Raw genomic sequence first — 13,032 nt, 5'->3', positions numbered from 1 at the left:
CGCCAAGGACACCCCATGAGCTTTCAACAAGGTCTTTCCGGTCTGAACGCCTCCAGCAAGAGCCTGGACGTGATCGGCAACAACATCGCCAACGCCAGCACCTACGGCGCCAAGAGCGCACGAGCCGAGTTCGCCGATGTCTATGCCGGCGCGCTCAACGGTGCCGGTGCCAGCCAGGTCGGTATCGGCGTCAGCCTCCAGACGGTGGCCCAGCAGTTCACCCAGGGCAATATCACGACGACCGAGAGCCCGATGGATCTGGCCATCAACGGCGGCGGCTTCTTCCAGGTCAGCGACGGCAAGAACCCGGCGATGTACACCCGCAACGGCCAGTTCAAGCTGGACCGCGAGGGCTTCATCGTCAACAACGACCAACTGAAGCTGCTCGGCTACCCGGCCGACGGCAGCGGCGTGATCCAGCCGGGCCTAGCGAGGCCCCTGCAGCTGCCGACCGCGGGTATCGCGCCGAGAGCGACGAGCCGCGTCGACACTGAGTTCAATCTGGACTCCCGCTCGGCTGTTACCGCGTCCGACACACGCCCTGGTATGTTGCTGAGCGACCCGACGACGTACAACAACGCGACCTCGATGACCGTATATGACGCCAAGGGGCAGGACATCGCCGTGACTTTCTACTTCCAGAAGACCACGCCCGATGTCGATGGCAACACGACCTGGAACATCTTCGCAACGGCCAATGGCCAGCCCTTCACCGAGAACTCGGACGGCACGCCGATCAGCGTCGATGCCGACGGCAATCCGCTCGAGCCATACACCACGCTCACCTTCCCAGCTACCGGCGGTAATCCGATTGTCCCGACCGACAAGATCATGATGAATGTGCCGGCCGGCATGAACGCGATGGGCGCGACGACACTGCCAGTACCGGCCATCGATCTCTATCTGACCGACGCCACTGAAAACGGCTCCAGCTTCGCCGTCACCGACCTGACCCAGGATGGCTACGCGCCGGGCCAGCTCGCCGGCATCCTGATCGAGAACAGCGGTATCGTGATGGCGCGCTACTCGAACGGCCAGAGCAAGCCGGCCGGCCAGATCGAGCTCGCCTCCTTCCGCAATCCGCAGGGCCTGCAGCCGATGGGCGGCAATCTCTGGGCGCGCACCTATGGTTCCGGCGACGCGGTCGTCGGCGTGCCGGGCGACGGCAATATGGGCGCGCTGAAGTCCGGCGCGCTGGAGGAATCGAACGTCGACCTGACCGCCGAGCTGGTGAATATGGTCACCGCCCAGCGCATCTACCAGGCCAATGCGCAGACGATCAAGACGCAGGACCAGGTCATGCAGACCATCGTCAACCTGCGTTAATCGCTGAGACGAGGAGGAGCGCGCGATGGACCGCATGATCTATCTGTCGATGGCCGGCGCCAAGGCCTCGATGCAGCGCCAGGACGTGCTGGCCAACAACCTGGCCAATGTCTCGACCAACGGCTTCCGCGCCGAGCTGCAGGCCTTCCGCGCCGTGCCGGTGCGCGGCGACGGCGCCAGCACCCGCGCCTACGCGCTGGAGACCACCATCGGCTACAAGCCCGACGCGGGCGTCGTGCAGACCACCGGCCGCAATCTGGACGTCGCGATGCAGGGCAATGCCTGGCTGGCCGTGCAGGGCCTGGACGGCACCGAGGCCTACACGCGAGCCGGCTCGCTGGACGTCGACGCCACCGGCCAGCTGGTGATGCGCAACGGCCTGCCGGTGCTCGGCGAGGGCGGCGCGATCAATGTGCCGCCGGACAGCCGGGTGGACATCGGTGCCGACGGCACCATCACCGCCAAGGGCGCCAACGACACGCGGCCGGTCAATATCGGCCGGCTCAAGCTGGTCACGCCGGAGGCGCCGCTGCAGCGCGGTGCCGATGGCCTGTTCCGCAGCGCCGACGGCGCCGATCTGCCGGCCGACCAGAACGCCCGCCTGCAGGACGGCGCGCTGGAAGGCAGCAACGTCAGCCCGGTCGAGACCATGGTCAGCATGATCGCCGCCGGCCGCCAGTTCGAGCAGCAGATGAAGCTGCTGCAGATCGCGCAGACCCAGGGCCAGCAATCGGCCAAGCTGCTCGGCAGCTCTTAAACAAGGAAGACCCCGATGATCCGCTCGCTCTGGATTGCCAAGACCGGCATGGAGGCCCAGCAGACCCAGCTGGACACGATCTCGCACAACCTGGCCAACGTCGCCACCAATGGCTACAAGCGCTCGCATGCGATCTTCGAGGACCTGATCTACCAGAACATGCGCCAGAGCGGCGCCAACACGACCGAGCAGACGCAGCTACCCACCGGCCTGCAGCTGGGCCTGGGCGTGCGCCCGGTCGCCACCTCGCGCATCTACAGCCAGGGCAATCTGCAGCAGACCACCAACAACCTCGATCTGGCGATCAAGGGCAATGGCTTCTTCCAGATCCAGCAGCCCGACGGCACCACCGCCTACACCCGCGACGGTTCCTTCCAGCTCGACGCCAACGGCCAGATCGTCACCAACAACGGCTATACGCTGCTGCCCGGCATCACCGTGCCGGCCAATGCGCAAAGCATCACGATCGGCAACGACGGCACCGTCTCGGTGACCGTGCCGGGCTCGGCCCAGCCGCAGAACCTGGGCCAGATCCAGCTGGCCAGCTTCGTCAACCCGGCCGGCCTGGACCCGCTGGGCCAGAACCTCTTCGTCGAGACCGCCTCCTCCGGCACGCCCAACGCCGGCGCGCCGAACGCCAACGGCCTGGGCGCGCTGCAGCAGGGCTATGTCGAGACCTCCAACGTCAACGTCGTCGAGGAGCTGGTCGCGATGATCCAGACCCAGCGCGCCTACGAGCTGAACTCCAAGGCGGTGCAGACCTCGGACCAGATGCTGCAGAAGCTCGCCCAGATCTGAGGACCATGATGAAGCGCCTGAGCACCCTCGCCCTTGCCCTGATGAGCCTGAGCCTGGCCGCCTGCGGCACGCTCTATCCCGAGCCGCGCGTCGAGCTGCAGCACACGCCGGTCGTGCAGCTGCCGCTGCAGCCGCAGCAGCAGGCCAGCAATGGCTCGATCTATCAGGCGGTCAGCTACCGGCCGCTGTTCGAGGACCGGCGCGCCCGCCTGGTCGGCGACACGGTGACCGTGGTCATCGTCGAGCGCATCAGCGCCAGCCAGAGCTCCACCAGCGAGATCGACAAGAGCGGCTCGCTGGCCGCCGCGGTCACCGCCCTGCCCGGCATCTCGCCCAGCTCCTTCAACCGCGCCGCCGCCAACGCCAGCTCGGCGACCAAGTCGGCCGGCAAGGGCTCGAACGAGAACACTAACGACTTCTCCGGCAGCATCACCGCCGTCGTCACCGCGGTGCTGCCCAACGGCCACCTCTTGATCAGCGGCGAGAAGCAGATCGGCGTCAACCACAATGTCGACGTCTTGCGCTTCTCCGGCCAGGTCGACCCGCAGGCCATCGTGCAGGGCAATACCGTGCCCTCGGCCCAGGTCGCCAATGTGCGCATCGAGCAGCGCGGCCGCGGCGCCGTCTCCGATGCGCATGGAATAGGCTGGTTGTCGCGGTTCTTTTTGAACCTTTCGCCCACTTAAGAATGCGCAGAATCGGTTGTAGCAGTCTCCGCTACGACCGTCATGCCAAGCATCACCGCCCGATTCCTCAGCGCCCTCCTCGTCCTGGCCACCGTGCTGGCGGGTCCGGCGCACGCCGCCCGCATCAAGGAAGTGGCCGCCGTCCAAGGCGTGCGCGCCAATGCGCTGACCGGCTACGGCCTGGTCGTGGGCCTCGACGGCACCGGCGACCAGACCACCCAAACCCCCTACACCGCGCAAAGCCTGTCGGCGATGCTGCAGCAGTTCGGCATCATGCTGCCGCCCGGCGTCACCATGCAGCCGCGCAATGTCGCGGCCGTGATGGTGACGGCCCAGCTGCCCGCCTTCGCCCAGCCGGGCCAGCAGATCGACATCAATGTCTCCTCGATGGGCAATGCCAAGAGCCTGCGCGGCGGCACCCTGATCGCCACGCCGCTGCGCGGCGCCGATGGCCAGGTCTACGCGATCGGCCAGGGCAATCTGGTCGTCGGCGGCGCCGGCGCCTCGGCCGGCGGCTCCAAGGTGCAGATCAATCATCTGAGCGCCGGCCGCATCCCCGCCGGCGCCCTGGTCGAGCGCAGCGTGCCGACCGCGCTGCAGGCCAGCGACTATGTGCAGCTGGACCTCAACGCCAGCGACTTCGCTACCGCCCGCGCGGTCGCCAAGGCGATCAACCGCGCCAAGGGCGAGGGCACGGCCCAGGCGCTGGACGGCCGCTCGGTGCGCGTGCGCGCTCCCAATGGCAGCGATGCCCGCGTGACCTTTCTGGCCGATCTGGAAAACCTGCCACTGGACCTGGTCGAGCCGGCCGCCCGCGTCGTCATCAATGCGCGCACCGGCTCGGTGGTGATGAACCAGTCGGTCACCCTGGCCGCCTGCGCGGTCGCGCATGGCAATCTGTCGGTGACGATCAGCTCGACGCCGGTGATCAGCCAGCCCAACGCGCTGTCCGGCGGCCAGACCGTGGTCGCCCAGAAGACCGACATCTCGCTGAAGCAGGAGCCCGGCACGCTGATCCAGATGCCGGCCGGTGCCAAACTGGCCGATGTCGTCAAGGCGCTGAATTCGCTGGGCGCGACCCCGCAAGACCTGCTGGCCATCCTGCAGGCGATGAAGAGCGCCGGCGCGCTGAACGCCGAGCTGGAGGTGATCTGAGATGGCACTCTCCTCCACCCCCTTCAACGCCGGCAACAGCCTGACGAGCGACACGCGTTCGATCGACGCGCTGCGCGCCGCCGCCGCGCGCGACCCCAAGTCGAGCATCAAGGAGGCGGCCAAGCAGTTCGAGTCGCTGTTCATGCAGGAAGTGATGAAGAGCATGCGCGCCTCGACCCTGTCGACCGGCATGCTGGAGAACTCGGCCACCCAGATGGGCACCGAGATGCTGGACACGCAGTTCGCCGGCAAGCTGACCGGCCTGCCCGGCGGCCTGTCGGATGCGATCCAGCGCCAGCTGCAGCGCCAGATGGGCCTCAAGGACGATGCGGCCAAGAACGCCGTGCAGCCGCTGCCGGTGCTGGCCACCAAGGGCATCGCCCCGCATGTGCAGACCTTCATTCAGAAGCACGACGGCGCGGCCAAGGCGGCCGAGGCCGCCACCGGCATCCCGGCCAGCTTCATGATCGCCCAGGCCGCCCATGAATCGGGCTGGGGCCGGCGCGAGATCACCGGCAGGGACGGCAGCCCCAGCTTCAATGTCTTCGGCATCAAGGCCACGTCGAACTGGACCGGCAAGGTCGCCGAGGTGCAGACGACCGAGTACATCGACGGCAAGCCGCAGAAGGTGACGGCCAAGTTCCGCGCCTACGCCAGCTACGAGGAAGCCTTCAAGGACTATGCGCGCCTGATCGGCAGCAACGAACGCTACGCCAATGTGGTCGCCCAGGCCCAGAGCGGCGGCGCCGAGGGCTTTGCCCGCGGCCTGCAGAAGGCCGGCTACGCGACCGATCCGGAATACGCCAGCAAGCTGGCCAAGGTCATCAACACGACCGTGCGCGTGCAGCGCGCGATGGCTTGAGGACGGCTGAATGAGCTCGTTGCTGTCATTGGGAATGCGGGCGATGTTCGCCAACCAGGCGGCATTGCAGACCATAGGCCAGAACATCGCCAACGCCAACACGCCCGGCTATTCGCGTCAGTCGGTGGTGCTGGCGACTGCGGACGGCCAGTACAGCGGCGCCGGCTTCTTCGGCCGCGGCGTCAATGTCGAGACGGTGATGCGCTCGCACAACGAATTCCTGACTAAGGAGGCGGCCAGCAGTAAGTCGGTCGCCTATATGGATCAGACTCGCTCTGAGCAGTTGTCGCAGTTGGAGAAGATCTTCCCGACCGGCGAGGCAGGCATTGGTTATGCGACGAGCCAGTTTCTCAACGCGATGGTCGATGTGATCAGCCGCCCGTCCGACCTCTCTGCGCGTCAGGTCGTGCTGGGTCGGGCCGAGGAATTGGCCGCGCGCTTCTCGAGCGCGGGGCAGCAGTTGACCAGCCTGCAGGCCGGCGTGGTCAGCGATCTGAAGGCCAATGTGGGCGTCGTCAACCAGCTCAGCAAACAGATAGCTGCCGCCAACAGCCAAATTGCCCGCGCCAACGGCAGCGGCCATACGCCCAATGATCTGCTCGACAAACGCGACGAGCTGATCTCGCAGTTGGGCCAATACATCCAGGTCAGCACACTGAAGGCCGACGATGGCACGGTAGGGGTGTTCATCGGTGGGGGTCAGCGCCTCGTGTTGGGCGCCCAGGCTCAGGAACTGGCGGTGACGCAGGATCCATATGACGGCAGCCGCGCGACGTTGAGCATCACCGAAGCCAGCGGCAACCGCACGCTCGATCCCAGCGTGCTGACCGGCGGCTCGATCACCGCCCTGCTGCAATACCAGAACGATGATCTGCAGAACGCGCGCAATCAGCTCGGCCAGATGGCGACAGCGCTGGCCAGCCGGGTCAACGAACAGCAGGCCCTGGGTCTGGACCTGTCCGATCCGCCGGGCAAGGGCGCGCCGATGTTCGCGTTTGGCGCACCGCGTTCGCTGCCGGCCAGCACCAACGAGCGGGACGCCAGCGGCAATTTCCTCAGCAGGGTGCAGGTCACCATCAATGACGCCAGCCAGTTGCAGGCCAGTGCCTACAAGCTGCAATCCGACCCGTCCGGGACGCCCGGCGTCTACCAGCTGACACGCCTTTCCGACGGCCTGACCCGCACTGTGTATGACGGCGACTCGGTCGACGGCTTCAAGGTGGACTTCATCGGCGCCGCCCCCGGCGTTTCAGATTCCTTCATCATCGAGCCGGTTGCGCAGGGCGCCCTCGAGATGAAGCGCGTGCTCGATCAGCCCAGCGGCATTGCGGCCGCCTCGCCGCTGACCGGCAGTACCGCCGTGAGCAACACCGGTACCGCGACGATCGATTCGCTGCGTGCGGCCAACGGCCGCCTCGATACCAGCCTGGCGCCGATGACGGTCGCCTTTGGCGACCCTGACCCGGCCGATCCAGCCCAGCTGCAATACACGGTCACGCTGGCCGACGGCACGGTGCTGGACGGCATCTGGAAGGCCGGCCAGGCAATCGGCAACCAACCGAATGCCAGCCCGGCCATCGATCTCGGCTTTGAACTCACGCTTAATGGCACACCCCGCAAGGGTGACACCGTCACGCTTGAAGCCACCAAGTTCAGCGCCACCAACAACGGCAATGCCAAGGCATTCCTGAGTATCCAAGACGAAACCATCATCGGCCGCCGGCTGTTGGCAGACGGCAGTATCACCGGAGGCGCCACCGTCACCGGCGCCTATGCGACCGCAATGAGCGAGATCGGTGCCCGCGTCCAGGGCGCCAACTATCTGGCCGAAGTCTCGACAACCGTCGCCTCCGATGCCGAGGCGACGCGTGCGGGTCAGGCCGGCGTCAATATCGACGAGGAAGCGGCGCGACTGATGCAGTTCCAGCAGGGGTATCAAGCCGCCGCCAAGGTCCTGCAGGTCGCCCAGAGCCTGTTCGACGAACTGCTGAAACTCGCCGCCTGAGATTGAAAGCGACCATGCGCCTGTCCACTGCCAATCTTTTCGACGCCAGCATCACCAATCTCCAGCATCGCCAGCAGCAGATGCAGGAGACCCAGACCCAGCTAACTTCCGGCAAGCGGGTCGGCAAGGCCAGCGACGATCCGACCGCTGCGGCTCGGGCCGAGCGCGCCCTGATGGCAATCAACCGGGCCAACGCCAACCAGCGCGCGCTCGAGGCCAGCCGCAACAGCATGGCGCTGGGCGAATCGGCCCTGGGCGATGCCAACGAGCTGCTTCAGCAGGTGCGGGAAGCAATGGTGGCCGCCGGCAATGCCAGCTACAGCGACGCGGAGCGCCAAAGCCTGGCACAGAAAGTGACCGGTCTGCGCGGTCAGCTGTTCGCGCTTGCGAATCGCTCCGACGGCACCGGCGGCTTCCTTTTCGCCGGCCAGGGTTCCGGCGGAGCCCCCTTCATTGACACTCCCACCGGCGTGCAGTTCGCCGGCACCGCCGGCACGGCCCAGGGCGGGGGCGCGATCGAAAGCTATCCGCTCAGCGTCGATGGCCGCTCCGCCTGGACCCAGGCAGTCCGCGGCAATGGGGTGTTCGAGACCGGCGTGCTGCCGAATCTGTTTGACCCCGGCGCGGCGCAGCAAAGCTGGATCGATTCCGGCCGCGTCACCGATCCCTCGCTGCTGACCGGCGCAAGCTATGAACTGCAAGTCGTCGGCAGTGGCGCCGGCGCCCGTTATACGGTGATCGACAGCCTGGGCAACACGGTGGCAGGCGGTCCTTTTGCCTCCGGTAAAGCGATCGAATTCGAAGGAATTTCGATCACGCTGACGGGCTCCGCCCTCGATGGCGATCGTTTCGAGATCAAGCCATCGACCAAGGATCTGGGCGTGTTCGATGTGCTGGATCGTCTGGTCAGCGAATTGAAGAGCCCGCAGCGCAGCGACACGCAGTTGGCGCAGGCCAACGCGCTAGGTTTGCGCGACCTCGATGCAGTGCTGGGCAATCTGCAGAACGCGCGCGCCGCCGTTGGCGAAAGCCTGAACAATCTTGACGGCAGCGAGTCGCGCCTCGGCGCCCTTAAGCTCTACAACGAAAGCGAACGCTCGGCGGCCGAAGACCTGGACATGATCTCGGGCATCGCCGACTTCCAGAACCAGCAGAGCGGCTACGATGCCGCCCTGAAGACCTATGCCTCGGTACAGAAAATGTCTCTGTTCCAGTACATCAATCTCTGAGTTAGCCCCGACTAGATGAACCATCCCATCCTGGGCGCCGTCGCGCTCGGCTACGCCCCGCTGATCGATCCGCAACGCACGGTCGCGGCCACCCGGCTCACCGTCGTCCCGCTGCGCCCCGATGCCAGGCTGGAAGCGGCCGAGCTGCTGGCCGCCGTGGCCGAGGTCTGGCCGGCCGGTGGCGGCCAGGTCGTGCTGAACGTGCTCAGCGAGTCGCTGCTGGAAGGCCTGCTGCGCAGCGCGCCCAGCCCCAATCTGATGATCGAGCTGCCCGCCTTCATGGCCGGCGATGCGGTCCATGGCGAGTTGCTGCTGGCGCTGAAGAAACATGGCAACCAGCTGCTGCTGAAGGGCCGCCCGACCGCGCCGCTGGCGGCCGAGCTGCTGCCCTGCTTCAAGTACGCGGTGCTGGACCTGGACGATGAAAGCCGCGGCGGCACCGAGACGGCGCTGCCCCGGCTGCTGTGCGGCCTGCGCAGCGCCGAGGACATCGACGCCGCCTTCCGGCGCGGCGCCCAGGGCGTGCTGGGCTGGCCCATGCAGGGCGCCTACGAGGCTCCGGCCGGCGCCGTGCGCAGCGAGATCCAGGCCGATCTGCAGGTGATCGTCGAGCTGATGTCGCGCCTGGACCAGGGCGAGGACATCGAGCGCCTGGAGCAGACGCTGCAGCGCGACCCGAGCCTGGCCTTCAAGCTCTTGCGCTATATGAATTCGGCCGCCTTCGGCCTGACGGTCGAGGTCAGCAGCTTCCGCCACGCGATCATGCTCTTGGGCTATGCGCGGCTGAAGCGCTGGCTGGCCCTGCTGCTGACCACGGCCAGCAAGGACCATGCGATGCGGCCGGTGATGTTCGCCGCGCTGCGCCGCGGCATCCTGATGGAGGAGCTGGCCGCCAGCATGGACGATCGCGAGATGCGCGACGAGATGTTCGTCTGCGGCCTGTTCTCGCTGCTCGACCATATGCTGAAGCAGCCCTTCGCCAAGCTGCTGCAGGCCATCCCCGTGCCCGAGCGGGTGCGTCAGGCCCTGGTCGAGGAGACCGGCCCCTACCAGCCCTATCTGGAGCTGGTGCGCGCGGTCGAGCACGAGTCGGTCTACGACTACCGCGCCGCCGCCGAGCAGCTGATGCTGGGCGCCGACGAGATCAACCAGTGCGTGCTGCGCGCGCTGGCCAAGTCCGCGCAGCTGGAATGAGTGACGAAGGCTTCCAGGCTCGACACTAAACTGCGGGCCATGGCCGCCCCGCCCTCCTTCCCCACCGATGCCGCAATGCCGGCGCCGAGCGCGGCCGCCGGCGACTGGGCCGAGGAGCTGGTCAGGATCTTCTGGGCCTCGCCCTTCCCGGCCCTGGTGGTCGACGGCGCGCAGCGCCTGATCGCCGCCAACCAGGTCTTTGCCGCGCTGTGCGGTCGCGAACCCGCGCAATTGCAGGGTCTGGACGCCGCCGCGCTGCTGCAGCCGGTGGCGCCGAACGAATTCCGCCTGCTCGACGGCAGCGGCCGCGAGCGCCGGCTGCGCGCGATGCAGCATGCGCTGGCCGCTGCCGGCAAGCCGCCGCTGACCTTGCTGGCGCTGCAGGACTGCAGCGCCGAGCTGGCCGCGCGCGAACAGGCCGAGCGGGCGCAGAGCGAGATTGCCCAGTGGTTCGAGCTGAGCCCGCTGGCCCTGGTGCTGTATGACGAGCACGGCTTGCTGCTGAAAAGCAATGGCGCCTTCAGCGCGCTGAGCCTGCAGGCGCCGGCCACCCTGCACCAGGCCGAGCCGGCGCTGCAGCAGTTGCTGGCCTGGGACCGCCCGCTGGGCCGCGTCGCCGACGCGCTGCTGGCCGGCACCGGGATGCTGCGCACCCAGGCCAGCCTGGTCGACCCGCTGGGGCGCACGCGCTGGCTGCAGGGACGGCTGCAGCCGCTGCAGACCGCCGGCACGGCGGCGCGGCGCTTCATGGCCGTGCTGGAAGACCGCAGCTCCGAACAGGAGCGCGATCTGGCGCACCAGCAGCTGGACGCCCTGATGGACACCGCCGGCGTGGGCCTGGCCACCTTCCAGCAGGACACCGGCTGGCTGCGGCCACGGCCGTCCTCGCTGGAGGGTGGCAGCCTGGGCGGCCAGCGCGCCGGACTGGCCGGCCTGCAGGGCATAGGCCGCGACGTGGTCGAGCCGGCCTCGCTGCCCGAGTTCGAGCGCCTGCAGCAGGCGCTCAAGAAGGGCGAGCGCACCGAGGTCCGCTATGCGGTGCGCCATCCGGAACTGGGCCGGCGCTGGCTGCTGACCCGGGTCGAGCCGGGACGGCTGGCCTCGGGCAAGCGCACCACCTCGGTCGTGACCCTGGACGTGACGGCGCAGCAGCAGGCCGAGACGCGAAGCGAGCAGCTGAAGGCGCAGCAGGCCGAGCTGGAGGCGGCCGAGCGCGACCGCGAGCTGATGTTCAGCCTGTCCGATGTCGGCATCGCGATCGTCCGCCAGGGCCGCATCACCCGCGCCAACGACGCGCTGGCGGCGCTGACCGGCTACCGCATCCACGAGCTCGCCGGGCTCGACCACCAGCAGCTGTTCGACAACGCCGACGAATACCGCCAGCAACTGGCCCTGGTCCAGCAGGCGGTCGCGGCCGAGGGCCTGTGGCGCGGCGAGCGCCGCGTGCGCCGTCAGGATGGCACGGCGCTGTGGATGCAGATCAGCGTGCGCCCGATGCGGCCCGGCGCTCCGCAGGAAGGCTTCATCGCCACCTATGTCAATGTCGACGATCGCCGGCGCGCCCAGCAGTCGCTGCTGCTGCAGACCGAGCGCGAGCGCACGGTGCTCGATTCGGTCCTGATCGGCATCGTCACCGTCGGCCGCGGCGGCATCGAATGGATGAACCGCTCGGCACGGCGCATGTTCGGCGGCGATCTGGCCCAGTTCCTCGGCCAGGACATGAGCACGGTGGCCACGCCGGAGCCCGAGCACCCGTTCCGCCGCCGCTATCTCGACGAGTTCGACGAGGGCCAGACCGACAGCTTCGAATGCCGGCTGCAGGCGCGCGACGGGCGCGAGTTCTGGGTCGTCGGCAATGCCGTCGTCACCGGCACGCCGCACAGCGGTCGCCAGCTGACCTATGCGCTGCTCGATATCGAGCGGCGCCGGCAGGCCGAGGCGCTGACGCAGCGCGCCCAGGCCTCGCTGTCGCGCATCATCGAGGCGGCGCCGCTGGCGATCAGCCTGCACGATGCCCAGACGCTGGCGATTGTGCAGATCAACCAGGCCGCGCTCGCGCTGGCCGGGCGCAGCGAGCAGCAGCTGCTGGGCGCCGGGCCCGAGCAGCTGTTCGGCGCCGAGCAGGCCGAGCCAATCCGCCGCGATATGCGGGAGGCGCTGCTGTCGGGCGCCCCGATGCAGCGCGAATACCGGCTTGGCGCCGGCGAGCGCCAGCGCATCTGGGACGCGCGCTTTCTGCAGCTGGCCGGCAGCGCCGAGGGCGGCGGCGCGGACGGCGCGCCGGAACAGCTGCTGGTCGTCGCCAGCGACGTCACCGAGCAGCGCGCCGCCGAGGAAGCGCGGCTGCAGGCGGCGATCGCGCAGCGCGAGCTGCTGGTGCGCGAGGTGCACCACCGCATCAAGAACAATCTGCAGGGCGTCGCCGGCCTGCTGCAGCAGATCGCCGCGCGCCGGCCTGAGGTCGCCGGCGTCATCAACGAGGCGGTCGGCCAGGTCAATGCGATCGCCCAGGTCTACGGCCTGCAGGTCGGCAGCAGCGGGCCGCTGGGCCTGCGGCGCGTCGTCGAGGCCATCGTGGGCTCGGTGCAGCGCAGCTCCGGCCAGGGCATCGCCGTGCAGATCGAGGGCGAGACGGCCGAGCGCTGGATGCTGCCCGAGGCCGAGTCGATCCCGATCGCGCTGAGCCTCAACGAGCTGCTCAGCAATGCGGTCAAGCATGGGCCGGACGATGCCGTCAGCTGCCGGCTCAGCTGCGGCAGCAGCAGCGTCGCCATCGAGATCAGCAATACCGGCCAATTGCCCGAGGGCTTCAATGTCGCGCTGCTGCCCGGCGGCGTGCTGGGCCTGGGCCTGGTGCGCGCGCTGCTGCCGCGGCGCAGCGCGGTGCTGAGCATCGAGCAGGACGGCCCGCGCGTGGTCAGTCGGGTCGAACTGTTACGCCCCAGCGTCAAGCTGCTCGACAGCCCTTAGCCCCGCGCCGGCGGATTCGGTCACAATGCGGCCATGATCCGGGCCTTAGC

At 68.0% G+C, this 13,032-nt stretch carries 10 protein-coding genes; all 10 read left to right on the top strand.

Annotated features, from left to right (window positions below; translation table 11 throughout):
• Positions 1 to 15 precede the first annotated feature (15 nt).
• Genes flgE through QWJ38_RS05855 form a run of 10 tightly spaced genes read left to right on the top strand, consistent with a single transcriptional unit; the run spans position 16 to position 12,982 of the window.
• Positions 16 to 1,326 carry a flagellar hook protein FlgE gene (flgE, locus tag QWJ38_RS05900; protein WP_290358139.1) on the top strand — a complete coding sequence of 437 codons (1,311 nt, stop codon included), beginning with the start codon at positions 16 to 18 and terminating at the stop codon, positions 1,324 to 1,326.
• A gap of 25 nt (positions 1,327 to 1,351) precedes the next feature.
• The gene (flgF, locus tag QWJ38_RS05895) at positions 1,352 to 2,083 is read left to right on the top strand and encodes a flagellar basal-body rod protein FlgF (RefSeq protein ID WP_290358138.1); all 732 of its coding nucleotides are present in this window, start codon (positions 1,352 to 1,354) and stop codon (positions 2,081 to 2,083) included.
• A gap of 15 nt (positions 2,084 to 2,098) precedes the next feature.
• Complete coding sequence (flgG, locus tag QWJ38_RS05890) at positions 2,099 to 2,881, top strand: flagellar basal-body rod protein FlgG (RefSeq protein WP_290358137.1); 783 nt, start codon at positions 2,099 to 2,101, stop codon at positions 2,879 to 2,881.
• Between the two features lie 5 nt (positions 2,882 to 2,886).
• Positions 2,887 to 3,567: a flagellar basal body L-ring protein FlgH gene (locus QWJ38_RS05885; RefSeq protein WP_290358136.1), complete on the top strand. Its 681-nt coding sequence runs from the start codon at positions 2,887 to 2,889 to the stop codon at positions 3,565 to 3,567.
• A gap of 42 nt (positions 3,568 to 3,609) precedes the next feature.
• Positions 3,610 to 4,722, top strand: a complete 1,113-nt coding sequence (locus QWJ38_RS05880) for a flagellar basal body P-ring protein FlgI (protein ID WP_290358135.1) — start codon at positions 3,610 to 3,612, stop codon at positions 4,720 to 4,722.
• A 1-nt stretch (position 4,723) separates the two neighbouring features.
• Positions 4,724 to 5,584 (top strand): flagellar assembly peptidoglycan hydrolase FlgJ, encoded by an 861-nt coding sequence (gene flgJ, locus QWJ38_RS05875; RefSeq protein WP_290358134.1) that lies wholly within the window; start codon positions 4,724 to 4,726, stop codon positions 5,582 to 5,584.
• A gap of 10 nt (positions 5,585 to 5,594) precedes the next feature.
• A complete protein-coding gene (flgK, locus tag QWJ38_RS05870; RefSeq protein WP_290358133.1) occupies positions 5,595 to 7,589 on the top strand; it encodes a flagellar hook-associated protein FlgK in 1,995 nt (664 codons plus the stop codon).
• Between the two features lie 14 nt (positions 7,590 to 7,603).
• On the top strand, positions 7,604 to 8,818 hold the full coding sequence (gene flgL, locus QWJ38_RS05865) for a flagellar hook-associated protein FlgL (protein ID WP_290358132.1): 1,215 nt from the start codon (positions 7,604 to 7,606) through the stop codon (positions 8,816 to 8,818).
• A gap of 15 nt (positions 8,819 to 8,833) precedes the next feature.
• Positions 8,834 to 10,012 carry an EAL and HDOD domain-containing protein gene (locus tag QWJ38_RS05860; protein WP_290358131.1) on the top strand — a complete coding sequence of 393 codons (1,179 nt, stop codon included), beginning with the start codon at positions 8,834 to 8,836 and terminating at the stop codon, positions 10,010 to 10,012.
• 39 nt (positions 10,013 to 10,051) lie between these two features.
• The gene (locus QWJ38_RS05855; RefSeq protein WP_290358130.1) at positions 10,052 to 12,982 is read left to right on the top strand and encodes a PAS domain S-box protein; all 2,931 of its coding nucleotides are present in this window, start codon (positions 10,052 to 10,054) and stop codon (positions 12,980 to 12,982) included.
• Positions 12,983 to 13,032: the final 50 nt, after the last annotated feature.

The organism is Roseateles violae, assembly GCF_030410485.1.
GTDB lineage: Bacteria > Pseudomonadota > Gammaproteobacteria > Burkholderiales > Burkholderiaceae_C > Roseateles_D > Roseateles_D violae.
Note: the sequence above shows the minus strand (reverse complement) of the source record. Positions and strands in the feature narration are given on the sequence as shown.